Source organism: Rathayibacter sp. VKM Ac-2762 (genome assembly GCF_009866585.1).
GTDB lineage: Bacteria > Actinomycetota > Actinomycetes > Actinomycetales > Microbacteriaceae > Rathayibacter.
Window position 1 is genome coordinate 2656548 of record NZ_CP047419.1, and the last position, 24357, is coordinate 2680904.

The window sequence follows — 24357 nt, forward strand, 5'->3', positions numbered from 1 at the left end:
CGAAGACGTCCGCTTCCTCGACCACTAGATGTCGAGGAAGCGCACGTCCTTCGCATTCTTCTGGATGAAGGAGCGGCGGGACTCGACGTCCTCTCCCATGAGGGTGGAGAAGATCTCGTCGGCCGCGGCCGCGTCGTCGAGCGTGACCTGGAGGAGGGTCCGCGTGGCGGGGTCCATCGTGGTCTCCCACAGCTCCTTGTAGTCCATCTCGCCGAGGCCCTTGTAGCGCTGGATGCCGTTCTCCTTGGGCATGCGCTTGTTGGTCGCCGAGCCGTGCGCGATCAGGGCGTCGCGCTCGCGGTCGCTGTAGACGTACTCGTGCGGGGAGTTCGACCACTTGAGGCGGTACAGCGGCGGCTGCGCGAGGTAGACGTAGCCGAGGTCGATCAGCGGGCGCATGTAGCGGAAGAGGAGCGTCAGCAGCAGCGTCGTGATGTGCTGGCCGTCGACGTCGGCGTCGGCCATTAGGATGATCTTGTGGTACCGCGCCTTGTCGGGGTTGAAGTCCTCGCCGATGCCGGCGCCGAACGCCGTGATCATCGCCTGGACCTCGTTGTTGCCGAGAGCGCGATCGAGCCGCGCCTTCTCGACGTTGAGGATCTTGCCGCGGAGGGGGAGGATCGCCTGCGTCTCGGGGTTGCGGCCCTGCACCGCGGATCCGCCCGCCGAGTCGCCCTCGACGATGAAGATCTCGGAGATCGACGGGTCCTTGGACTGGCAGTCCTTGAGCTTGCCCGGCATGCCGCCGCCCTCGAGCAGGCCCTTGCGGCGGGCGGTCTCGCGCGCCTTGCGCGCCGCCATGCGGGCCGAGGCCGCCTGGATCGCCTTGCGGATGATGTCCTTCGCCTGGCTCGGGTTGCGGTCGAACCAGTCGGCCAGCTGCTCGCCGGCCACGCGCTGCACGAACGCCTTCGCCTCGGTGTTGCCGAGCTTCGTCTTGGTCTGGCCCTCGAACTGCGGCTCGCCGAGCTTGATCGACACGACGGCGGTGAGGCCCTCGCGGATGTCGTCACCCGAGAGGTTCTCGTCCTTCTCCTTGAGCAGGTTGTTCGCGCGCGCGTAGCGGTTGACCAGAGTGGTCAGCGCGGCGCGGAAGCCCTCCTCGTGGGTGCCGCCCTCGTGGGTGTTGATGGTGTTCGCGTAGGTGTGGACGCTCTCGGTGTAGGCCGTGGTCCACTGCATCGCGACCTCGAGCGAGATGCGGCGCTCGGTGTCCTCGGACTCGAAGTCGATGATCTCGGAGTGCACGAGGTCCGACTTCTTCAGCGAGTTGATGTACTCGACGTAGTCGACGAGGCCCTTCTCGTAGTGGAAGACGTCGGTCCGGTCGCCCTCGGTCTCGTTCTCGCCCTCCCCCTCGAACTCGATCTCGTTCTGGTCGGTCAGCGCGATGCGCAGGCCCTTGTTGAGGAACGCCATCTGCTGGAAGCGCGCGCGCAGGGTCTCGTAGTCGAACTCGACCGTCTCGAAGATGCCGGCGTTGGGCCAGAAGGTGATCGTCGTGCCGGTCTCGTCGCTGGCCTCGCCCTTCTCGAGCGGGGCGTCCGGCACGCCGTCGGTGAAGCTCATCCGGTACACGGCGCCCTGGCGCTTGACCTCGACGTCGAGGCGCGTCGACAGCGCGTTGACCACGGAGGAGCCGACGCCGTGCAGGCCGCCGGAGACCGCGTAGCCGCCGCCGCCGAACTTGCCGCCGGCGTGCAGCACGGTGAGGACCAGCTCGACCGTGGAGATGCCCTCGGTCGGGTGCATGTCGACCGGGATGCCGCGGCCGTTGTCGGAGACGGTGACGCCTCCGTCGGCGCGCATCAGGATCTCGATGTTGTCGCAGTAGCCCGCGAGCGCCTCGTCGACGGCGTTGTCGACGATCTCGTAGACCAGGTGGTGCAGACCGCGCGGACCCGTGGATCCGATGTACATGCCGGGGCGCTTGCGGACCGCCTCGAGGCCCTCGAGGACCTGGATCTGGTTCGCGCCGTAGTCGCCGGACGACTTGGTCGACATGCTCTCGTGCGGAGCGGAGGGGGCTGCTGAGCCGTTCGCGTCCAGGTCGTTCGCTGCGGGTGACGTGGAGTCGTTCGGCTCGTGAGTCATAGCTGTGGAGTTCTCCTCTGACGGTCCGTCGCGACGCGCACGGTGATCTGGAGATCGCCCGCGCGGCGGCGTCACTGCGGTTCGGCGGCCCTCCATTCTACCGCGTGCCGGGTCGATCCGAAGCGCTGGACGGCGATCTGAGGCGCGAAAGATCGGCGGTCGACCGAAAATGCGTCCTCAGCCGTAGGTGTCGCGCGGACCACGCCCTGGAATCGACCTGGGACCCTTTTTCCAGTTCGGGACGTCCGGGCCCTGGAAACGGATCGACGCGATGCCGGCGTCGGGGAAGTTCACCGCGATGTGGTTCATGATCTCGATCCGCATCAACCGGAGCTGCGTCGACCACGCCGTGGACTCGCACGCGACCGTCAGCACGCCGTCGACGACGCCCACCGGAGTCGAGTGCTTCGCGGTCTCCTCGCCGGCGATCGCCGTCCACGACGACATCAGGTCGCCCTGCGCCAGCGGTGCCGTCCAGCCGAGCTTCACGGTGAGGGAGTCGAGGACGTCGCCGAGGTCGTGCGGGTCGCGGCCCTTGCCGAACGGGATCGCGTCGCCCTTGGGCTCGGCGCGCTCGACGGTCTTCCGGATGCGGCGCGGGCCGTCGGCGCCGAACACCTCCTTGAGGTGCCGGTAGACGCGGGCGGCCTCGGAGTCGGGGGCGGGGGCTCCGCGGCGGGGGGAGTCAGCCATCGGACGGCTCGGACGGGGAGGGGGCGGGCGGCTCCGGGGACGCGGGATCCGTGGACGCCGGCGCTGGGGACGCGGGCTCCGAGGAGGAGGCCGCGGCGGAGGAGACGGCACCAGGAGAAGGGGAGTCGGACGAGACCGGACCGGGAGAAGAGGAGTGGGAGGACTCGGGACCGGGAGGAGGGGAGTCGGAGGACACCGGATCGGACGAGGCGGAGTCGGGAGCGATCGGCTCCGGCACGGCGATCGGCGCGGCGGCGGCGCCCGTGCCGACGATCCGGCCGGCCTCGATCCGCACGGTGTGCGCGGCCAGCGCCTCCGGGACGTCGTCGAAGACGGCCGCGGTGATCAGGACCTGTTCATAGTCGGCGACCACCGAGGCGAGGCGCTCGCGTCGACGCGCGTCCAGCTCGGCGAAGACGTCGTCGAGCATCAGCACCGGATCGCCCATGGGGGAGTCGCGCCGGAGCAGCTCCGCGGCGCCCAGCTTCAGCGCCAGCGCGAACGACCAGCTCTCGCCGTGGCTGGCGTAGCCCTTGGCCGGCAGCGCGTTCAGCTCGAACTGCACGTCGTCGCGGTGCGGGCCGACGAGGGAGACGCCCCGGTCGAGCTCGCGGCGGCGCACCCCGGCCAGCGCGGACGCGAACGCCTCCGCCAGTCCCTCGCCCGCCGCCGGTGACGCGGCGCCCGGCTGCTCCACGGGCTCGCCGTCGTCGTCGACCGCGCCCTCGATGCTCAGGCGGGAGCGGAGCACCGGACGCTGATCGGCACCGGCGACCGCCTCGTACGCGGCGCGCACCGGTCCGCTCAGCTCCTCCACCAGGGTGAGGCGCGACTGCATGATCTCGGTCCCGAGCGCGATCAGGCGCTCGTCCCAGATGTCGAGGGTCCCGAGCTTCGAGGGGTCCCGGACGCCGCTCGCCCGTGCGGACTTGAGCAGCGAGTTGCGCTGGCGCAGCACCCGCTCGTAGTCGGCCTGGACGGCGCTCATCCGCGGGGAGCGGAGGATCACCAGCTGGTCGAGGAAGCGGCGGCGGGCCGACGGGTCGCCGCGGATGAGGAGGAGGTCCTCCGGCGCGAAGAGGACGCTGGAGAAGAAGCGGGGGAGCTCGCGCGGCTTGATCCCGCCGCGGTTGATCTGCGCGCGGTTGGGGGAGGAGCGGTTGATCTGCACCTCGGCCAGCAGGTCGCGCTCGCCGTTGCGGAGGCGGGCGCGCACCACGGCGCTGTCCCGGCCGGCGCGGATGAGCGCCTGGTCGCTCGACACGCGGTGCGAGCCCAGGGTGGAGAGGTAGCCGAGAGATTCGACGAGGTTCGTCTTGCCCTGGCCGTTGCGGCCGACGAAGAGGTTCGGTCCGGGCACGAGCTCGACATCGACCGACTCGTAGTTCCGGAAGTCGCTGAGCGCCAGCTGCGTCACCTGCACGTCGCGCTCCTCTCCTCCACCCGTCGTCGCGGGCCTTCACTGCACCCCTGCGGGCTCCTCGCCCGTCTCGCTCGGCCGGTCCACCCGCCCCGGCGCCTGCGGTCCGCTCTCCCCCTGCCGGCCAGGCCTGCGCCCCCGGTCTCGACACACCCCTGCGGGCTACTCGACCGGCACGGCGGCGGAACCGTCCGGGACGCGGATCCCGATACGCCCGTCCGGGGCCACTACTCGCTCACCATGATCGGCGGCGCCCCGTCCCCGCCCGTGAAGGCGGCCGAAGGCCCGCCGCCCGACGTCCGTAGCGAGGTGGAGGCGGCCGGAGGCCCGCCGCCTCCGTGAGAGCATCCCTGCCTCACGGGGGCGGCGGGCCGCAGTCCGCCGTCCGTCACCGGCTCTACGGAACGCGCCCCCCTCGGGAAGCCGACCGCCGTGAGGACTGCCGGAGGCAGTCCTCACCAGCCGACTCAGTCGACGGCCTTGACGGAGTGCCCGCCGAACTGGTTGCGGAGCGCTGCGACGGCCTTCATCGCGGGGGAGTCCTCCTGGCGGGAGACGAAGCGGGCGAAGATCGAGGCGCTGATCGTGGGCACCGGGACGGCGTTGTTGATGGCCTCCTCGATGGTCCAGCGGCCCTCGCCCGAGTCCTGCACGTAGCCCTCGATGTTCTTGAAGTCCGGGTCCTGCTCGAGGGCGCGGACGAGGAGCTCGAGCAGCCAGGAGCGCACGACCGTGCCGCGCTGCCACGCCTTGAAGGTGCCGGTGACGTCCTTGATGATGTCGCTGCGGGTCTCGAGCAGCTCGTAGCCCTCGGCGAACGCCTGCATCAGGGCGTACTCGATGCCGTTGTGGACCATCTTCGCGTAGTGGCCGGCGCCGACCTCGCCCACGTGGACGAAGCCCTCCTCGCGGGGGCCCTCCGGGCGCAGCGCGTCGAAGACGGGCATGGCGTACTCGACGAGCTCCTTCGGGCCGCCGACCATCAGGCCGTAGCCGTTCTGGAGTCCCCAGACTCCGCCGGAGACGCCCGCGTCGATGTAGTGGATGCCCTTGGGCTTCAGCAGCGCGTCGTGCTTGAAGTCCTCGGTGAAGCGGGAGTTGCCGCCGTCGATGACGAGGTCGCCCTCGCTGAGCTTCTCCGACAGGTCCTTGACGACCGCGTCGGTGATCTCGCCGGCCGGCACCATCACCCAGACGATGCGGGGCGAGGGGAGTGCGGCGATCATCTCGTCGAGAGAGGCCGCGTCCGAGACGTCGGGATTGCGGTCGTAGCCGGTGACCTCGAGCCCCTTGGAGCGGAGGCGGGAGCGCATGTTGTCGCCCATCTTGCCGAGGCCGACGAGTCCGATGTGCATGGTGAACCTTCCTGGATTCGTTGTCCGGCGGGCGGGCGCTCGTCGGGAGCGGGGCGGTCGCGGCTCTGCGATCCGGGGAGTGGTCAGCGCAGCAGCAGGTTGGGCTGGAGCAGGTAGCGGTAGCTGTCGCTGCCGGGCTGCTCCCGCGAGGTCTGCGCGGTGATCAGGACGGGGCCGGGCTTGTTGGGGTTCTCGGTCTTCGTGAACGCGATGCGCACGAACTCCGAGTGGACGGCGGCGAGGCCGTCGAGCAGGAACTGCGGCTTGAGCGAGACGACCACGTCGTCGCCGGTCACGATCGCGTCGATGCTCTCGGACGCCTGCGCCTGCTCCGAGCCGATGGCCTCGAGGGTGAGGCCGTCGCTGCTGAAGCTGAAGCGGAGGGCCGCCTCGCGCTCGAGCACGAGCGAGACGCGGCGGGTGGCCTCGATGAGGTCGCTGGTCGACATGACCGCGTAGTTCTCGACGGAGGCGGGGAAGAGGCGCTTCACGGGCGGGAAGTTGCCCTTGATCAGCAGCGACGTGACGGTCTTGCGGTCCGCGGTGAAGGCGATCAGCTCGCGCTCGTCGCGGTTGGTGATCGCGACGGAGACGGTGCCGGAGTGGCCGAAGGTCTTGCCGACCTCCTGCAGCGTGCGCGCGGGCACGAGGGCGGTGAGCGGCTGGGTGGGCGCGGGGTTGTCCCCGTTGTCCCAGTCGATCTCGCGGACGGCGACGCGGTAGCGGTCCGTCGCGACGAGGCCGATCGTGTTCTCGGTGATCTCGAGCTGCACGCCGGTGATGACGGGGGTCACGTCGTCGCGGGAGGCGGCGACCGCCACCTGCGAGACGGCGGCTGCGAAGGCGTCGGCCGGGACGAGGCCGGTGGAGGCGTCGATCTCGGGGATGCTCGGGTACTCCTCCACGGGCATCTGCAGGAGCGTGAAGTGCGCCGAGCCGGCCGAGACCGAGACGCGCGACTCCTCCGTGGCGATGCGCACGGGAGCGTTGGGGAGGCGGTTCGCGATGTCGGCGAGCAGACGGCCCGAGACGAGCACGGTCCCCGTCTCCTCCACGTCGGCCGCGATCTGCGTCTGCGCGGACACCTCGTAGTCGAAGGAGGACAGCGTCAGACCCTCGGCGGTCGCCTCGATGAGGACTCCGGAGAGGATCGGCAGGGTCGTGCGCTGCGGAAGCAGCTTGACCGCGAAGGACACCGCCTCGCTGAAGACATCGCGGTTGGCTTGGAACCTCACGAGTACACCCCTGACGAGTCGCGGACGAAGACCGTCGCCCATCGTACCCGCCGGGCTCGACGAGCTCGGAAGGGGGTGGACCGCCGAGCACTCCCGAGCCGCTGTGGAGAGGTTGCCGGTCGAGGCTTCATTAAAGAGAGAACTGCGTTAACAGTGTTAACACGTGTGGAAACTGTGGAAAACGCTTCGGGGCCCTACTCCTGGGTGGGATCGGAGGGACCCGCCCCTGTGGAGGGAGTGTGAGCGGGGCCGTGGACGCCCTGTGGAGCGATCCGGGCCGACCGGTCGCCCTCCACAGGCGGGCTCTCCCGGCGCACAGTCCCGAGGCGGTTGTCCACAGTTATCCACAGGTTCCTCACACTGTGGAAATCGGCCCTCCGAGGCGCGCGAGGCGGCGTGTCCGAGGCCCGCGCGGTGGGTCGAGGAGTCCGTCGACGACTTCTCCGGGTCACGACGGAGACCGTCGAACGCGGCTCGCGCCGTCCGAGCGGCGCGGAAGACGATGCGCGCTCCCTCTCCCCTGCGCTGCTCTCCTGGCCGTCGCACGGCGGATCGACACCGTCCGATCGCACGTCGGCCGCTCAGCCGCTCCGCCACTCGCCCGAACCCCCTGAGCATGTCCGGTCCGTGCTGGTCGAGTAGCCCCAGCGAGCCGTATCGAGACCCCCGCCAGCGCCTTCGCCTGATCTCGACGCGCGCCGACACCGACGCCCTGCTGCTCGCGCCGCGATCCCCGTCGCCTCCCCTCACACGAAGAGAGGGGAGCGACTACCCGACCACCGCGCACGGACGCCGATGGACCCCGGGGCACGCCACCCGGGACAGGCGGTCCCGGGGACCGTACGACTGCCGGTTAGCGGTTCGTCTTGATGCGGGTGGTCAGCTCGGTGACCTGGTTGTAGATGCTGCGGCGCTCCTTCATGAGCTCCGAGATCTTCTTGTTCGCGTACATGACCGTGGTGTGGTCGCGGTTCCCGAACAGCTGGCCGATCTTGGGCAGCGAGAGGTTCGTCAGCTCGCGGCACAGGTACATGGCGATCTGGCGCGCGGTGGCGACGGCCTGCGAGCGCGACGAGCCGTAGAGGTCGTCGACCGTGAGCTTGAAGTAGTCCGCGGTGTGGTTGATGATGTCGACCGGCGAGATGACGTTGTCCTCGTCGAGCGTGATCAGATCCTTCAGCACGGTCTGCACGAGCGACATGTCCACCGGCGTCCGGTTCAGGCTCGCGAACGCGGTGACGCGGATGAGCGTCCCCTCGAGCTCGCGGATGTTGCTCGACACCTTCGACGCCATGAACTCGAGGATGTCGTCGGGCACGAGCAGCTTCTCGCTGACCGCCTTCTTGCGGAGGATCGCGATGCGGGTCTCGAGGTCGGGAGCCTGCACATCGGTGATGAGGCCCCACTCGAAGCGCGAGCGCATCCGGTCCTCGAAGCCCGTCAGTGCCTTCGGCGGCAGATCGGACGTGATCACGACCTGCTTGTTGTGGTCGTGCAGCTGGTTGAAGGTGTGGAAGAACGCCTCCTGCGTCTCCGCCTTCCCCTGCAGGAACTGGATGTCGTCGATCAGGAGGATGTCGACGTTGCGGTAGCGGCCGTGGAAGGCGTTGCCCCGGTTGTTCGCGATCGAGTTGATGAAGTCGTTCGTGAACTCCTCGCTCGAGACGTACCGCACGCGGATCCCCGGGTAGAGGCTCATCGCGTAGTGGCCGATGGCGTGGAGGAGGTGCGTCTTGCCGAGCCCGGAGTCGCCGTAGACGAAGAGCGGGTTGTAGGCCTTGGCGGGAGCCTCGGCGACCGCGACGGCCGCGGCGTGCGCGAACCGGTTGGAGCCTCCGATGACGAAGTTGTCGAAGCTGTACTTCGGGTTCAGCCGGGTGTCGGTCGCCGGCACGGTCCGCAGCTCTTCGACCCCGCGGGTCGGCGCGACCGTCGCCGAGGAGGCGGTGATCGGCTCGAACGGGTTCATCGACTCCTGCGACGACGGGGAGCTGAGGGGCTCGTGCTCGATGTCGGGGTTCACCACGAAGGCGAACGTCGTGACGCCGAAGGAGTCGTCGAGCGTCCCGATCGCGCTGAGCAGGGGCACGCGCACGCGCTGCTCGAGCATCCCGCGGGTGAACTCGTTCGGGACCTCCAGGTAGAAGGTGCCCGCCATGATGCCCTTGGGCTCCACGAGCGAGACGAACCCGTAGAGGGGAGCGGTGATCCGCTCGTCCTGGGACAGTGCGCCGAGGATCACGTTCCACGCGTCGACCATCGACGTGTCGTCTGCCATCTGTCTCCGGTCCTGGGTGCTGTCGCTGTGAAGTCGCTGCGGGATCGCCGTCTCCGCCGGACCCGTCGCCGCCCGCTGCAGGGGCGTCGCGGACCGGGCGCGGAGCCGGGTCTCGAGTGCCGCTCTCTCCACAGGGTTGTCCACCGGCCTCGAGCGATGCCTGTGCGGGCGCGGGAGGACGCGGATCCCACCTGTGGATAACTGCGGCTCAACACCGTAACGAACGGAGCCGACGGGAGACAAATCCACCACAGCGATACCCGCGTGTCAATGCGCGGAACCCCGTGTCCCGTGTGCATGATCGAGGTTTCGCGCCGTCCACATTTGACCGGTGACGGAACAGGCCGTAGTTTAAATCAGTTGACGCCTGCCCGGTGTCGTCCGTGCGGCCCTCGCAGGCCGAGCGGATTCCGCAGCCGGGCACCCCTTCTTCCCGGAGGATCCGAGTCTCCGCCCGAGCGGGTGGTGCCGGTTCGCGCCGCGGAACACGTACGTGGAGATCTGATTATGAGCAAGCGAACCTTCCAGCCGAACAACCGTCGTCGCGCCAAGGTGCACGGCTTCCGTCTGCGCATGCGCACCCGTGCCGGCCGCGGCATCCTCAGCGCGCGCCGCGCCAAGGGGCGCACCGAGCTCTCCGCCTAGCAGCGAGCGGTACCGACCAGCGGTGCTGGCCAGAGCCAATCGCATCGTCCACGGAGGCGAGTACCGGACAGTCGTCCGTCGCGGTGTGCGGTCCACAGGACCGCACACCGTCACGTATGTCCGCCGGTCCTCCGCGGGCGATCCGGCGCGGTTCGGGTTCATCGTCGCCAAGACGGTCGGCACCGCGGTGACGCGCAACACCGTCCGCCGCCGGCTCAAGGCCGTGGCGTTCGAGCTCGTCCCCGAGATCGACCCCGGCACCCAGGTCGTCGTCCGCGCGCTGCCCGGCAGCGCCGACGCCCCCTGGTCGGAGCTGCGCTCCGAGGTGTGGTCCGCGATGGCGCGAGCCGCGCGGAAGAGCGGGGCGTCCTCGTGACCGCCGTGCTCCCCCGCCGCGAGGCGCCGTTCGCCCGGCTCGGGTGGGCGATCCTCCTGCTGCCGCGGAACATCGGCGTGCTGCTCCTGATCGTCTACCGGGCGGTCGTGTCCCCTCTCTACGGGGACGTCTGCCGTTACTACCCCTCGTGCTCCGCGTACGCGCTCCAGGCGGTCCAGCTCCACGGGCTCGTCCTCGGCTCCGTCCTCGCGGCCCGCCGTCTGCTCCGCTGCCACCCGTGGGCGGCCGGCGGCATCGACGACGTCCCGACCTCGATCCCCCTGCACCGACCGGCTTCCGGCCGGACCCGCTTCGCCGTGACGCGAGCCGGGTTCGTCGTGGGCCCTCGAAAGGACTGACCCCACTCCATGGACCTCCTCGGCACGATCCTCTGGCCCCTCAAGTGGGTGGTCGAGCTGCTCCTCGTCGCCTTCCACCAGCTGCTGACCTTCACCGGCATGGAGGCGGCCGCGGGAATCACCTGGGTCCTCTCGATCGTCGGCCTGGTCATCGTCATCCGCGCCGCGCTCATCCCGATCTTCGTCAAGCAGATCAAGAGCCAGCGCCGGATGCTCGAGGTCGCGCCCCAGCTCAAGAAGATCCAGGACAAGTACAAGGGCAAGCGCGACCAGCTGTCCCGCGAGGCGATGTCCCGCGAGACCATGGAGCTCTACAAGAAGACGGGCACCAACCCGCTCGCCTCCTGCCTGCCCCTGCTGATCCAGATGCCGATCTTCTTCAGCCTGTTCTCGGTGCTGAACGCGGCGCAGCACAGCCAGAAGGGCGTGGGCCCGCTCGACGAGACGCTCGCCCGCCAGTTCGGCGAGGCGAACCTCTTCGGCGTCGCGCCGCTGCACCAGTCGATCCAGGGCGCACTCGCCGAGGGCGGCCAGGAGCCGGTCATCATCATCGCGGTGATCATGGTCGTCCTGATGACGGCGTCGCAGTTCATCACGCAGCTGCAGATCGTGTCGAAGAACATGTCGCCCGAGGCGAAGGCCTCGCCGACGTTCAAGCAGCAGCGGATCCTGCTCTACATCCTCCCCCTCGTCTTCGCCTTCTCGGGCTTCGCGTTCCCCCTCGGCGTCATGTTCTACTGGCTGACCTCGAACATCTGGACGATGATCCAGCAGTTCATCGTCATCCGGAACATGCCGACCCCGGGCAGCGAGGCCGCCAAGGCCCGCGAGGAGCGCCTGCGCCGCAAGGGCAAGCTGGTCGAGGAGACCACGGCCGCCGGCGACGTCACCCTCGTCGAGAAGAAGGCCGTGCAGCGCACGCAGCCCGTGAGCAAGAACCGCTCCAAGAAGCAAGCCGGAAAGAAGTAGAGCCGCCATGACCGATCCGATGCAGACCATCACCGACGACGCGTCCGCACCCGCGGACGTGGACGCGTCCACCGTCGACGAGGCGCCCGAGTCCACGCTCTCGCAGCTCGAGGACGAGGGCGACGTCGCCGCCGACTACATCGAGGAGTTCCTCGACATCTGCGACCTCGACGGCGACATCGACATCGAGGTCCGCAACGGCCGCGCCTACCTCTCGGTCACCGCCTCCGGCGACACGAACCTCCGGGTGCTCTCCCGCCCCGACGCCGTCCAGGCACTGCAGGAGCTGACGCGCCTGGCGGTCCAGACGAAGACCGGCGCGTTCTCCCGCCTCATCCTCGACATCGGCGGCTCCCGCGACGCCCGCGAGGCTGAGCTCGCCCAGCTGGTCGACCGCGCGATCGAGCGGATCGAGGACGGTGCCACGTCGGCCTCGCTCCCGCCCATGTCGTCGTACGAGCGCAAGCTGGTCCACGACATGGTGGGCGAGCGCGGCTTCGTGTCGGAGTCGCGCGGCGAGGCGCGCGAGCGCCACACCGTCATCACCCGCGGCTGAGCGGCGTGGAGTCGACCCTCGAGGCCGAGCCCGCAGCCGCTGCGGCGATCGCCGGCGACCGCCTGCCCCTCCTGCGGCGGTTCACGGAGGCTCTCGCCGACCAGGGTGAGGAGCGCGGCCTGATCGGGCCCTTGGAGCTCCCCCGTCTCTGGACGCGGCACGTGCTCAACAGCGCCCTGGTGGCCCCTCTCCTGCGTCCGGGACTGGTGGGTGATGTCGGCAGTGGCGCGGGCCTTCCCGGGCTCGTCCTGGCCATCGTGCGGCCCGACGTCCGCTTCGTGCTCATCGAGCCGATGGAGCGTCGCGTCGTCTGGCTTCAGGAGCAGGTGGACGGACTCGGACTCGAGAATGTCTCAGTTCTTCGAGCCCGTGCTGAAGAGGCGGAGCTCGCGGAGCCTCTCGACCAGGTGACCGCTCGTGCGGTCAGCGCCCTCTCGAAGCTGATCCCGCTGACCGCGCCGCTGCTGCGGCTCGGAGGCGAGCTGGTCCTGCTGAAGGGTATCAACGCCGAGAAGGAGATCGAGGCGGCGGCCAAGCAGATCCGTCGTTTCCGGCTCTCCCCGCCCGAGGTCGTCGTGCTCGGCGACGGCGTGCTCTCCGAGGTGACGAGGGTCGTCCGGGCTACAGTGGGTTGATCGCCACGACGCCGCAGTGAGCCCCCGACTCCTCGTCCGTCGACTCCTCGGTGCTGCTGTCCGTCCCACTCGCTGAGCGAAGGTTTCACGTGAAACAACCCGATTCCGCCGGTCTGACCGGAGGCTTCGATTCCTCGACTCCCCTGGCCCGGGAGATCGCGGACATGACCCGTCGGCGCGCACTGCTGAACGCCCAGCCGCTGCCCAAGCCCGAGTCGACGCGCGTAATCACGATCTCGAACCAGAAGGGCGGCGTCGGCAAGACGACGACGACCGTCAACCTCGCCGCCGGGCTCGCCCGCGGTGAGGCGAAGGTGCTCGTCATCGACCTCGATCCGCAGGGCAACGCGTCGACGGCCCTGGGCATCGAGCACCGTGCCGAGACGGCCAGCGTGTACGACGTGATCGTCAACGACACTCCCCTCGCGGACGTCGTGCAGAAGAGCCCGGAGTTCGCCTCGCTCTACGGTGTGCCGGCGACCATCCACCTGGCCGGCGCCGAGATCGAGCTGGTCTCGCTCGTCGCACGCGAGCAACGGCTCCGCCGTGCGCTGGACCGGATGCTCGACACCATGGACGAGCCGTTCGACTACGTCTTCATCGACTGCCCGCCGTCGCTCGGTCTGCTGACCATCAACGCGTTCGTCGCCGCTCGCGAGGTGCTCATTCCGATCCAGTGCGAGTACTACGCCCTCGAGGGGCTCAGCCAGCTGCTCAAGAACATCGACCTGATCGAACGACACCTCAATCCGAACCTCGGTGTCTCGACGATCCTTCTGACCATGTACGACGGCCGCACGAACCTCTCCCAGCAGGTGGCAGCGGATGTCCGAGAGCACTTCCCGAAGGAGGTGCTGCGCGCGGTGATCCCGCGCAACGTGAGGATCTCGGAGGCGCCGAGCTACGGACAGAGCGTGATCAGCTACGACCCGCAGTCATCCGGTTCGCTGGCGTATCTGGAGGCGGCCGCGGAGATCGCACGACGCGGAGCTCGGAAGACACCCGAGACGGCACACGAAGGAGAGGCACGCTGATGGCGACCAAGCGCACGGGACTCGGCCGGGGGATCGGCTCGCTCATCCCGACCAGCGACGAGTCGCGCTCCCGACCTGTCGACGTCTTCTTCCCTGATCAGGTCGGCGATTCGGCCCGTGCCGAGGAGCTCCTCGAGGTCCCCGGAGCGCGCTTGGCGCGACTCCCCCTGGCCGACATCACCCCCAACACGGCGCAGCCGCGGTCGGTGTTCGACGAGGACGACCTCGCGGAACTCGTCCACAGCATCCACGAGTTCGGAGTGCTGCAGCCGATCGTCGTCCGGCCCGTGACGGCTCGCGGCGGAGCGAAGTACGAGCTCGTCATGGGTGAGCGCCGGTTCCGCGCCTCGAAGGCCGCGGGACTGACCACCATCCCCGCGGTCGTCAAGGACACGGCCGACGAGAACATGCTCCGCGACGCGCTGCTGGAGAACCTGCACCGCGCCGACCTCAACCCGCTCGAGGAGGCGTCCGCCTACCAGCAGCTCCTCAGCGACTTCGGGATCACCCAGGAGGCCCTGGCGACGCGGCTCGGACGTTCGCGGCCGCAGATCTCGAACACGCTCCGTCTCCTGCGGCTCCCGGCCGATGTGCAGGCCCGCGTCGCTGCCGGCGTCCTGACCGCAGGACACGCGCGTGCGGTTCTGTCCCTCGACGACGTCGAGATGATGCGCCGCCTGGCCGACAAGATCGTCAACGAGGACCTGTCCGTCCGTGCCGCCGAGGCTGCCGCCGCGCAGATGAAGGCGCCGCGGACGACCGTGCGTCCCGTGGTGGAGGAGAAGGGCGGGCACTCCGGACACCTCTCGTCGATCGCGGATCACCTCGGCGACCGGTTGAACACGCGCGTCAAGGTCACCCTGGGCGCACGTAAGGGCCAGATGGTCATCGACTTCGCCACCATCCAGGACTTGAACCGCATCCTCGCCGAGATCGGGGAGCCGACCGAGGTGTCGCTCGCTCCGTAGAGGGCCGGCCTAGCGGCGGCCACCGATCAGCCCTGCGGCTTGCGAGGGCGCGCGCTCGCTGTGTTCTCGGCAGTATCGCCGATCTGGCTGTGTCCCCTCCCCTCGTCAGTACCGTGATCGCAGAGATCAGCACGCTTGAGGCGATCTACGAGATGCCTTGTGGGCGGAGCATTCTCGGTTGTCGTCTTCTCTCTGATTGATAAGCCCTTCTGACCGGTACAGTCTGATGAAGTGGCCCCAGGTTCTGCGGGGCGCTGCTGACTCCGAGTCTGGTCGCGAATACGGCGGGTATTGTCCATCGGCGATGATCGCCGGGTTTCTGTGGCATTGATCTCTGGAGAGAGCAGCTCACAATGCGTCTATATGGCGGTTGAGTAGGCGTAGAGCGCCGGATCTAGGGTTGGCTGAGTTCAGACCTCGTTGACCTCCGGAGTTCATGTCGCTTTCGGTGACTCGCTGGCGGGCGCAGGACGGGTGCCTGGGCGGGTCTTACTCGGTGGCGCTCTCCGCTGCCCAGGGCGACGTCATGGTCGCCGATAGTCGCGTGCGCAATGTTTCACGTGAAACATTCCTACGTTGGCCGCTGGGATGAGGATCACCTCGGCTGTCCGTGCATCCCAAGTCGCCGGTGAGGAGTGCTTCTTGGACCTCCAGAAATTGGCCAGCGGGGGGCAAGTTTAGACGAAATGCAGTATCGCTTCGTTTTCGCGGATCGATGCAGAGGTGATGAGTGGGTTCGCCGAGGTTTGACGGAGGACCCCGTCGGCGGTCGCCCCCAGAGAGCACTGAAAGAGACGATGGAAGGGCCGTTTCACGTGAAACGGCGCGCTCCAGGGCGGCCTGGCCATTGACGAGCTACGAACTCGTCAGGCCAATCAGGAGGCCCTCGTCGGCTCGACTCGCTCCAACGGGCGCAACTTTTCCGATTGAAGTTGCTCAACGGCAGCGGAAGCGTTTCACGTGAAACGCCCCTGCCGAAAACCTTGGGCGCACGTGCGGATCATCGTGGGACGGACTTCGACCGCAGTGTTCGAACGAGATCGCTCGCCTGACCAACGAAATTCAGGCACCACCCCCCGAGGCGGAGTTGAGGTCAGAGAACCAAGCGAGAGGGGTCCCTTCGGCCCGCGGGTCTCGATACGTCGCGTTGTGGCTACTCGACCAGCATAGCGACGGGGGCTGGCGTCGATCAGCGTCGATAGAACAGGTCGTTTCCCAGAGATGGCGCGGGTGGCGATCGTGGTGAGCCTCGATTCGACGCACTAGTGCTCTTCGCCGGTATGTCTGCGGATATAGGGAAACGATTGGCGTGGATATCTTGCCCCAGGCAATGCCTCACCTGGTACCCACCAAGGGTGCCCGGGTCTCGGACGCAGCAATGCGGTTCCTCGACCAGCATGACGACGAGGACCAGGTGCCGATGGAAGCCCATGGGCCAGGTCGATTCTTGGTGGGTTTAGGGGGACGAGGGGGGCCTCACCACGCCGATCTACGGATACTCGACAGGCGCGGCGATGGGTGTCTGACGTTGTGGGGGTCGAGATGCGGCCTCGGCTTCCCTCGAGTCGGCACTACTGGTCTGCTGATGAAGACCAGGACACGTTGTTGGGCGGCTACTCGACCCATGTCATAGGAGAAGGGGGCGATCGCGGGTCTCGATATGCCGCGATCCGGCTACTCGTTTGGCATGGTTTCGCGCACATGTTCACAACGCTGCAGCCTCGCGACCAGGAGCGGACGCGCAGCGGACCGTTTCACGTGAAACGGTAAAGGTCAGGAGGCGGCGAGCTTCGCGAGGGTGGAGTAGACGTCGCCGAGGTAGCGGCCGGACGCCTCGATAGCCTGGGGAACGAGTGAGGTCTCGGTCATTCCGGGAAGGACGTTCGCGTCGAAGAACCAGGGGAGTCCGGCGTCGTCGATGATGAAGTCGAGCCGCGACAGGTGGCGGAGTCCCAGCAGTTCGTGGATCGCAACGGCCACGCGGGACACCTCCTCCGTGATCTCCGGCGAGATCCGTGCCGGCGTGTAGAAGTGCGTCTCCCCCGCGTTGTAGCGCGCCTCGAAGGTGTACTGGCCCGCGACGGGTGCGATCTCGACAGGCGGCAGGGCGAAAGGACCGTCACCGAGGTCGAGAACACCGACGGAGACCTCGGTCCCCTGGATCTGCTGTTCGATGAGCACGACGTCGCCGTAGGTGTACGCCTCGACCATCGCTCGCGGGAGCTGCGACGACTCCGTCACGATGCTGACGCCCTGGGCCGAACCGCCCTGAGCGGGCTTCACCACGAGTGAGCCCGGCAGGTGCGCCTCGACCTGCTCCAGGATCCCGGCGGCTCCGAGCTCGCGGAAGGTCTCGCGGGGGAGGGTGACGGAGCGCGGGGTCGAGAAGCCGGCGCGAGCGACGAGCGTCTTCGCGGTCGGCTTGAACCAGGCCAGGCGCGCCGCGTCCGTCTGCGAGCCGACGTAGGCGAAGCCCGCCGCCTCGAGGAGCCCGAGGAGTGCACCGTCCTCGCCGCTCGCTCCGTGCACCGCGGGCCAGACGACGTCGGGACGCTTCTGCAGGAGCGTCGAGAGGAGGCCGGCGTCCGGTTCGTGCAGGGAGACGCGGTGGCCCATGGCGGACAGACGGTCCGCCACGCGACGGCCCGACCGCAGGGAGACGTCGCGCTCGTGGCTGATCCCACCGCTGATGACGACGATGTCGAGTGTACGGTCGAGCACAGAGAAATCGGTCATGACCAGGGCTTTCTTATCGAAGGAGCGGTGTCAGGAGACGTTCGGCGGCAGGACGGCGTCAGGCTTGCTCGCGTCGGCGCTGCTCAGCCGGCCCGTGCCCGCGAAGGTCGACAGCAGATCGAGCTCTCCGTTGATGACCGTGGCGAGGCGGCGGATGCCGTCACCAATGCGCTCCGGCGTCGGGTAGCAGAACGAGAGGCGGATGTTCTGACGTCCGTCTCCGTTGCCGTAGAACGCGGTACCCGGCGTGTACGCGACGAGCTCCTTCACTGCGCGCGGCAGCATCGCCTTGGAGTCGAGCTCCTCGGGCAGCGTGACCCAGACGTAGAAGCCGCCGTTCGGGTTCGTCCAGCTGAGGCCGGGCAGATGGGTCTGCAGGCCCTTCAGCATCGCCTCCTTCCGCTCGCGGTAGACGCCCCGGAAGGTGTCGATCTGTCCGCGCCAGTCGGCCGTCTCGAGGTACTTCGAGATGACCAGCTGACTGAAGGACGACGGGCTGAGGACGGCCGCCTCGTTGGCGAGGATCAGCCGCTCGCGGATCGCGTGCGGAGCGAGAGCCCAGCCCACCCGGAAGCCGGGAGCGAGCGTCTTCGAGAACGTGCCGAGATAGATCACTCCGTCCTCCTCCAGCGAGCGCATCGCCTTCGGCGGGACGTCCTCGAAGTAGAGGAGGCCGTACGGGTTGTCCTCGAGCACGAGGATTCCCTCGGACTTGCAGATCTCGAGGATCTCGACGCGGCGCTCCCAACTGAGGGTCACGCCCGCGGGGTTGTGGAAGGTGGGGATCGTGTACAGGAACTTGATCGTCTTGCCGGCGGCGCGCACGCGGGCGATGTGCTCGCGGAGGGCGGCGGGGATGAGCCCGTGCTCGTCCATCGGGACGTGCTCGACCTCGGCCTGGTACGACCGGAAGATGACCATCGCCGTGACGTAGCTGGGGCCCTCGGAGAGGACGACGTCCCCCGGGTCCAGGAACAGCTTGGAGACGAGCTCCAGGGCGTGCTGAGAGCCCGTGGTGACCACGATGTCGTCCGCGCTGGCGGAGATGCCCTCGAGGGCCATGACGTCGAGGATCTGCTCGCGCAGGACGGGGACGCCCTGGCCCGACCCGTACTGCAGCGCGACGGGTCCCTGCTCCCGCATCACGGTGTCGATGGCGCCGGTCACCAGGTCCTGGGGGAGCGCGGACACGAACGGCATGCCGCCCGCGAGCGAGACCACTTCGGGGCGTGACGCGACGGCGAACAGGGCTCGGACCTCGCTGGCGGCCAGACCGGCCGTGCGCTCCGCATAGGAGTTGTACCAGGGGTCGAGGTTGGTGCCGCGGTTGGTCACGATGGTTCCGCTTCGCTCGGTGGACAGGGTCTCTCCGGCCGGAGCCGGGTGGATCCACAGTACCGGCCGGTCCTGTGCTGCGGCGGGGCGGTCGGGCGCCACCGCAGGGAGCGTGGCCTGCGTCCCAGCGGGGCTGTTTCACGTGAAACAGCACCGGGAACGAGGAGAGCCCCCGTCACGACGTGACAGGGGCTCTCGGAGACCGCAGAGGGCGGTCAGGGGTGCGAACTCAGAGGAACGCGGCCAGGTCGGCCTCGAGGGCCGGCTTCGGCTTCGCGCCGATGACGGTCTTCACGACCTCGCCCTTCTGGTAGACCTTCATCGCCGGGATCGACGTGATCTGGTACTTCGCAGCGGTCTGCGGGTTCTCGTCGACGTTCAGCTTGACGATCTCGATCTTGTCGCCGTGCTCGGCCGAGATCTGGTCGAGGATCGGCGCGACCATGCGGCAGGGGCCGCACCACTCGGCCCAGAAGTCGACCAGGACGGTCTTCTCGGAGTCGAGGACGTCGGACTGGAACGATGCGTCGGTGACGCTCTTCGCGGTGGACATGGTGTTCTCTCCTTCACGAGTCGGCGGGCTGCCGGCTCCGATGTGCGATGACCGGACGGTCAGCGGGTGATGAGCTCGGCCCGGGGTGAGCCTTCGGTGTGGGCGGTGCCATCGGCGAGCGAAGCGAGGTAGTGCTCCGCGTCGAGGGCGGCGACCGTTCCGGATGCCGCGGCGGTGACGGCCTGACGGTAGGTCGGGTCGATCACGTCGCCGGCGGCGAAGACGCCGGGAACGGAGGTCTGGGAGGAGCGGCCGACCACCGAGATGGTGCCCTCGGTGGTGAGGTCGAGCTTGCCGTGCACGACGTGCGTGCGCGGGTCGTTGCCGATCGCGATGAACAGGCCGTCGAGGTCGAGGTGGGACTCGGTGCCGTCGACCGTGTCGCGCAGCTTCACGCCGTCGACGTGGTTCTCGCCGGTGATGCCGGTGACCTCGGCGTTCCAGATGAACTCGATCCTCTCGTTGTCGAAGGCGCGCTTCTGCATGACCTTCGAGGCGCGGAGCGAGTCCTTGCGGTGGATCACGTAGACCTTCGCGGCGTGCTTGGTGAGGAAGGTCGCCTCCTCCATGGCGGAGTCGCCACCGCCGACGACGGCGATGGTCTTGCCCTTGAAGAAGAAGCCGTCGCAGGTGGCGCACCACGAGACACCGTGTCCCGACAGGCGGTCCTCGTCGTGGAGGCCCAGCTTGCGGTACGCGGATCCGGTCGCGACGACGACGGTCCTCGCCTCGATGCTCTCGCCGGAGCCGAGGTGGACGGTCTTGACCTCGCCCTCGAGATCGAGGGAGGTGACGTCGTCGTAGAAGGTCTCGGCGCCGAACTTCTCGGCCTGCGCCTGCATCGAGGTCATCAGCTCGGGGCCGAGGACGCCGTCGGGGAAGCCGGGGAAGTTCTCGACGTCCGTCGTGTTCATCAGGTCGCCGCCGATCTCGACCGACGAGGCCACGACCACCGGGTGCAGCTCGGCGCGCGCCGCGTAGATGGCGGCGGTCCAGCCGGCGGGGCCGGATCCGATGATGACGATGTCGCGCACGGCAACTCCTCGGGGTCTGTACGAGCGGTGACGGGTGGGGCGGGAGCCGAGCACCCGGAGCCGGTCGCTCGAATCGTTCCGCGGCTCCGTGGGCTACAACACATCCTAGGCGGGCACTATTCCGCGGGCCCGGGAGCGTGGGCAGCGCTACGGTCCGGTCGACTCAGCAGAACCGGAAAGAGCCTCTGACCGGGCTTTTGCCGGAGCAGCATCAGCGGCCCAGTCGGCGGAGCACCGGAGCCAGGACGGCGCGCAGCTCCGGCACCCGGAGGAACCAGAGGACCGCGAAGTAGACGAGCGCCATCACGGTGCCGATCGCGGCCATCGAGAGCAGCGGCTCCACGTAGTTCGAGACCGCGAAACCGCCCGCGCGCGTGCCGCCGAGGGCGACCAGGACGCCGTAGCCGGCGGCGGCGGAGGGCAGCGCGGCGAGGACGAACTGCGCGAGCCTGACGAGGATCCGCCTGCCTCCGCGGCCGCCGAGCCGGCGGCGCAGGAGGAGGGCCGCCACGAGGGCCTGCACGCAGATGCCGAGCGAGGTCGCAGCGGCGATGCCGACGGCGGTGCGGTCGGCGGGGAGCCGGAGCACGATCAGGTACCCGGCGACCGCCACGACGACCTGCACCAGGGTGAACAGGAACGGCCGCGCTCCGTCGCTCAGGGCGTAGAACGCGCGCTGCATGATGGCGATCGAGGAGAACAGCGGCAGGGCGATCACGTAGGCCATGGCGATCGCTCCGATGGCCTGCGCGTCCGCGAACGAGTCGGTGAAGACGGAGCCGAACGGCACCGCGACCACGACGATCGCGGCGGCGGCGAAGACGAGCATCATCAGCACCAGGCGGAGCGAGGTGGAGACGTCCGAGCGGAACTCCTTCATCTCCCCCCGCGCGGTGTGGCCGCTCATCTTGGTGAAGTACGCCATGGCGATCGAGATCGCGATGACCGAGTGGGGCAGCATGAAGATCAGCCACGCCTTCTGCAGCGCCGCGGCCGAGGGCCCCTCGCCGGACGCGGTGGAGGAGACCTGGCTCTCGACGATGCCGGCGACGATGGTCAGCAGCACCGTGGCGAACGACCACAGCGACATCCGCCCGGCCGTGCCGAGGCCGACGCCCCGGAAGCGGAAGTCGGGGCGGTAGCTGAGGCCGACCCTCCGCCAGAAGAGCATCAGGAACAGCGACTGGACGACGATGCCCAGCGTCGCGCTCCCGCCGAGGAGGGTGACCATCGCCGGGGACCACGAGTCGACCGGACGGTTCCCCTCCGGATCGGCGCCGAACAGCACCATGAAGGCGACGAGCCCGGCGATCACCACGACGTTGTTCAGCACGGGCGCCCAGGTGAAGGGGCCGAAAGAGCCGCGGGCGTTGAGCACCTCGCCGAGGATGGTGAAGAGACCGTAGAAGAAGACCTGCGGCAGGCACCAGAACGCGAAGGCGACGGCCAGCTGGTACTGCTCCGGTCCGTAGCCGGGCGCGTAGAGGCGCACGAGCAGGGGAGCGAGGACCGTGGCGGCGATCGTGGTCACCAGGAGCAGGCCGAGCGCCAGGGTCAGCAGGCGGTTGATGTAGCCGCGGCCGCCGTCGGCGTCGAGGCCCGCCCGCACGATCTGCGGGACGAGGACGGCGTTCAGAGCGCCGCCCGCGATGATCGAGTAGATCGTGTTGGGGAGCAGGTTCGCCGTCGTGAAGGCGTCCGCGCCCGGCGCGACCGCGGCTCCGATCGTGTTCGCCATGACGATCGACATGATGAAGCCGAGGATCCGCGAGACCATCGTGCCGGAGGCGAGGACGGCGCTCGCGCGTCCGAGGGAGAAGCTAGCCACGCGGGTCCGATCGCTGGTCGTCGAGGTCGGGCTGGACCTCGAGCACGGCGTTCGGGTCCTCCTCGTCCTCAGGGGTGTCGCCTCGACGGCGACGGCGGATGTTGCGGAGGATGCCGGCTCCGAAGACGACGACGAGCGCGATCCCGATGACCAGGGTGCCGACGGTCTCCCAGTCGGCGCGGACGCTGGTCGTCATGCCGGTGGGGGTGCCGATGGGGACGCCCTGCGCCGAGGTCAGCTGCAGTCCGAGGCTCGTCTCGCCGTTGCCGACCCGGGCCTTCACGGGGATGAGGACGCGGCCCTGCGAGCGGGCGTCGATCTCGGTGGTCTCGATCGCCTCCTCGTCGATGTCGAGGACGGCGTTCGAGGTCGAGGCCTGGATGCGGACGGCGATCGGCCAGGGGAGCTCGTTGCGGACGTACACGGGGATGCTCGAGTCGCGGGAGACCTGCAGGATGCTGCCGGTCGCGTCGATCGACACCAGCGAGAGCGTCCGGTCGGCCTCGGTCATGGCCGCGCCGACGGCGTCGCCCCAGCCGCTGCCGTCTCCGCGCCAGGTCACCGAGAGCAGCGCCAGCACGTCGTTGCGGCTCTTGCCCGACAGCAGCTCCGGCTCCTGCAGCACGGAGGAGAACGCCTCGACCTCGGAGCCGGCGTCGAGCAGGTCGCGCACCCGGTCGAGCCGCGACTCCGACTCCGGCGAGTCGACGACGCTCGCGCCCTCGGTCGCGGGGACGGCGAGGGCGGTGGAGAGGGCGACTCCGCGGGCCCAGGGCAGCGACTCGATCGCGTCGAGGGTCTCGGAGAGGCGCGCGGCGCCGATCGCCGAGCCGCGGCCGAGGGTGAGCACGACGTCCGGCGCGGTCCCCTCCTCCTGCACCTCGGCGAGATCGGTGGCGATCTCGGACATGCGGGCGCGCCACTCGGTGTCGTCGGTGGCAGTCGCGGCCGCGTCGAACGCCTCGGTGAGGCGCGAGTCGGCCACGACCAGGTCCGAGTCGCCGACGGTGGCGCGCGAGGTCGTGGTCACCTCCTCCGGCAGCAGGAGACCGGAGGAGGGGACGACCGTGCGGTTCACTCCGCTGGCCGCGTAGACGTCGAGGTCCGACCCTCGGAGAGTGCCCTCGTCGGGCCAGGCGACGCTGCCGAGGGAGGTGCTCCAGTCGGAGGCGAGCAGCGACTCGGTGCTCGGACGCGCCGGCAGGTCCTCGGCCGGCTGGTCGGAGTCGACGGCGACCGTGGGTGCCGGGCTGGCGGTGCCGGGGACCGCGGCGAAGCGGGTGTCGTCGATCGCGTACTCGAAGGAGGTGGGAGAGAGGAGGGCGGAGAGCCCGGCCTGCGCCTGGGCCGAGACGTCGGCGTCGGCGTACGGCAGGGCGAAGCGCTCGTTCGGCACGGACTGCAGCCGGTCGAGCCAGTCGAGGGCCGACTCCGGAGCGGCGCTGCCGAGGATCCGGATCGAGGCGAGGATGCGCGGGTCGACCCCGATCGTGACGCCCTTCCCCGCGACCGCGTCGAGCTGCCGGGTGAGGGTCCCCGTGCCGTCGGTGTAGTCGGCGAGGGCCTCGGCCGAGAGCAGGCCGTCGGCCGTGTCCGGGACGGTGAGCGGGACGAGGACGCTGACGCCGGTCTCGGGCTCCGGGGCCGCCGCGTCGTCGGTCAGCTCGACGGCCGTGCGGGCGGTCGAGACGACACCACCTGGACCGGTGACCGTGACGAGGACGGCGTGGGTGCCGAGCGCGGTCCGGTCGTTGGAGAAGGGGATCTGATCGACCGGCACGGTGAGGCCGGCCTCGGCGGTGCTGGAGGGCAGCAGGCGCAGCTGGGCGGTCGCACGGACCGGGTCGGTGTCGTTGTCGGCCTCGGCGTCGAGCCAGTCGTGCAGCTCCGCGCGGGTGTCGAGGGTGGCGTAGGAGAGGGCGACCGTCACGTCGGCGCTGTCGATCGCCTCGGTGGTGCCGTTGCGCACGGCGATCGAGAGCTCGAGGTCCTGGCCGGGCCGCAGGACGCCGTCACTGCCGGCCCCGGCGGTCGTGGTGACGGTGCCGGGAGCGGGCGTCGAGGTCGCCGTCGCGGCGGCGACCGGGGCCGCGAGGGCGGGGGAGGCCACGCCGGTCAGGCCGAGCGCGAGGGCGGCAGCACCTGCCGAGCGGAGCAGGAGGAGGGCCGCCCGCGAGCGGCGGGAGCGGAGGGAGGGGTCGCGCCGATGCATCGGACTCACTCGGCCTCCATGCGGGTGATTCTACGGGCAGCC

19 protein-coding genes and 1 pseudogene are annotated in these 24357 nt (G+C 69.1%); 8 read left to right on the plus strand and 12 right to left on the minus strand.

Translation table 11 applies throughout. The features are described 5' to 3' along the window. Positions 1-24: 24 nt before the first annotated feature. From gyrB to dnaA, 6 genes and pseudogenes are all read right to left on the minus strand, one after another. Positions 25-2004: a DNA topoisomerase (ATP-hydrolyzing) subunit B gene (gyrB, locus tag GTU71_RS12490; RefSeq protein ID WP_104355305.1), complete on the minus strand. Its 1980-nt coding sequence runs from the start codon at positions 2002-2004 to the stop codon at positions 25-27. Between the two features lie 267 nt (positions 2005-2271). Continuing rightward, positions 2272-2787 carry a DciA family protein gene (locus tag GTU71_RS12495; protein WP_104237766.1) on the minus strand — a complete coding sequence of 172 codons (516 nt, stop codon included), beginning with the start codon at positions 2785-2787 and terminating at the stop codon, positions 2272-2274. A 268-nt stretch (positions 2788-3055) separates the two neighbouring features. Next, positions 3056-4210 (minus strand): annotated as a pseudogene (gene recF, locus GTU71_RS12500) (DNA replication/repair protein RecF); the annotation flags it as partial. A 464-nt stretch (positions 4211-4674) separates the two neighbouring features. Further along, positions 4675-5562, minus strand: a complete 888-nt coding sequence (gnd, locus tag GTU71_RS12505) for a phosphogluconate dehydrogenase (NAD(+)-dependent, decarboxylating) (RefSeq protein ID WP_104222677.1) — start codon at positions 5560-5562, stop codon at positions 4675-4677. An 83-nt stretch (positions 5563-5645) separates the two neighbouring features. Then, positions 5646-6797: a DNA polymerase III subunit beta gene (gene dnaN / locus GTU71_RS12510; RefSeq protein ID WP_104232992.1), complete on the minus strand. Its 1152-nt coding sequence runs from the start codon at positions 6795-6797 to the stop codon at positions 5646-5648. Positions 6798-7650: 853 nt separating this feature from the next. Next, positions 7651-9075, minus strand: a complete 1425-nt coding sequence (dnaA, locus tag GTU71_RS12515) for a chromosomal replication initiator protein DnaA (RefSeq protein WP_104225789.1) — start codon at positions 9073-9075, stop codon at positions 7651-7653. 507 nt (positions 9076-9582) lie between these two features. On the opposite strand from dnaA, the gene rpmH reads away from it, so the two are divergent. The 8 genes from rpmH (at position 9583) to GTU71_RS12555 (ending at position 14617) form a co-directional block, all read left to right on the plus strand. Beyond that, the gene (gene rpmH, locus GTU71_RS12520) at positions 9583-9720 is read left to right on the plus strand and encodes a 50S ribosomal protein L34 (RefSeq protein ID WP_055784512.1); all 138 of its coding nucleotides are present in this window, start codon (positions 9583-9585) and stop codon (positions 9718-9720) included. Positions 9721-9742: 22 nt separating this feature from the next. Continuing rightward, on the plus strand, positions 9743-10096 hold the full coding sequence (gene rnpA / locus GTU71_RS12525; RefSeq protein WP_104222680.1) for a ribonuclease P protein component: 354 nt from the start codon (positions 9743-9745) through the stop codon (positions 10094-10096). Positions 10097-10101: 5 nt separating this feature from the next. Further along, positions 10102-10455: a membrane protein insertion efficiency factor YidD gene (yidD, locus tag GTU71_RS12530; protein ID WP_244230695.1), complete on the plus strand. Its 354-nt coding sequence runs from the start codon at positions 10102-10104 to the stop codon at positions 10453-10455. A 9-nt stretch (positions 10456-10464) separates the two neighbouring features. Then, complete coding sequence (gene yidC, locus GTU71_RS12535; protein ID WP_104222681.1) at positions 10465-11424, plus strand: membrane protein insertase YidC; 960 nt, start codon at positions 10465-10467, stop codon at positions 11422-11424. 7 nt (positions 11425-11431) lie between these two features. Then, on the plus strand, positions 11432-11980 hold the full coding sequence (locus GTU71_RS12540; protein ID WP_244230549.1) for a R3H domain-containing nucleic acid-binding protein: 549 nt from the start codon (positions 11432-11434) through the stop codon (positions 11978-11980). A 5-nt stretch (positions 11981-11985) separates the two neighbouring features. After that, positions 11986-12615: a 16S rRNA (guanine(527)-N(7))-methyltransferase RsmG gene (gene rsmG / locus GTU71_RS12545; protein ID WP_159940304.1), complete on the plus strand. Its 630-nt coding sequence runs from the start codon at positions 11986-11988 to the stop codon at positions 12613-12615. Between the two features lie 164 nt (positions 12616-12779). After that, positions 12780-13649 carry a ParA family protein gene (locus GTU71_RS12550; protein WP_104247021.1) on the plus strand — a complete coding sequence of 290 codons (870 nt, stop codon included), beginning with the start codon at positions 12780-12782 and terminating at the stop codon, positions 13647-13649. Then, positions 13649-14617 (plus strand): ParB/RepB/Spo0J family partition protein, encoded by a 969-nt coding sequence (locus GTU71_RS12555; protein WP_159940306.1) that lies wholly within the window; start codon positions 13649-13651, stop codon positions 14615-14617. Before GTU71_RS12550 ends, GTU71_RS12555 begins: the two co-directional genes overlap by 1 nt. Before the next feature lie 1773 nt (positions 14618-16390). Here the strand turns inward: GTU71_RS12555 and GTU71_RS12560 are convergent. From GTU71_RS12560 to GTU71_RS12585, 6 genes are all read right to left on the minus strand, one after another. Continuing rightward, the gene (locus GTU71_RS12560) at positions 16391-17353 is read right to left on the minus strand and encodes an ATP-grasp domain-containing protein (RefSeq protein WP_104262573.1); all 963 of its coding nucleotides are present in this window, start codon (positions 17351-17353) and stop codon (positions 16391-16393) included. 30 nt (positions 17354-17383) lie between these two features. After that, positions 17384-18688 carry a PLP-dependent aminotransferase family protein gene (locus GTU71_RS12565; protein WP_159940308.1) on the minus strand — a complete coding sequence of 435 codons (1305 nt, stop codon included), beginning with the start codon at positions 18686-18688 and terminating at the stop codon, positions 17384-17386. Positions 18689-18917: 229 nt separating this feature from the next. After that, a complete protein-coding gene (gene trxA / locus GTU71_RS12570; protein ID WP_104222687.1) occupies positions 18918-19241 on the minus strand; it encodes a thioredoxin in 324 nt (107 codons plus the stop codon). 59 nt (positions 19242-19300) lie between these two features. Then, positions 19301-20275, minus strand: a complete 975-nt coding sequence (trxB, locus tag GTU71_RS12575) for a thioredoxin-disulfide reductase (RefSeq protein ID WP_159940310.1) — start codon at positions 20273-20275, stop codon at positions 19301-19303. Between the two features lie 211 nt (positions 20276-20486). Beyond that, the gene (gene murJ, locus GTU71_RS12580) at positions 20487-22103 is read right to left on the minus strand and encodes a murein biosynthesis integral membrane protein MurJ (RefSeq protein ID WP_244230550.1); all 1617 of its coding nucleotides are present in this window, start codon (positions 22101-22103) and stop codon (positions 20487-20489) included. Beyond that, entirely contained in the window at positions 22096-24315 is a 2220-nt protein-coding gene (locus tag GTU71_RS12585; RefSeq protein WP_159940312.1) for a DUF6049 family protein, read from the minus strand. The genes murJ and GTU71_RS12585 overlap by 8 nt, the downstream gene beginning before the upstream one ends. Positions 24316-24357: the final 42 nt, after the last annotated feature.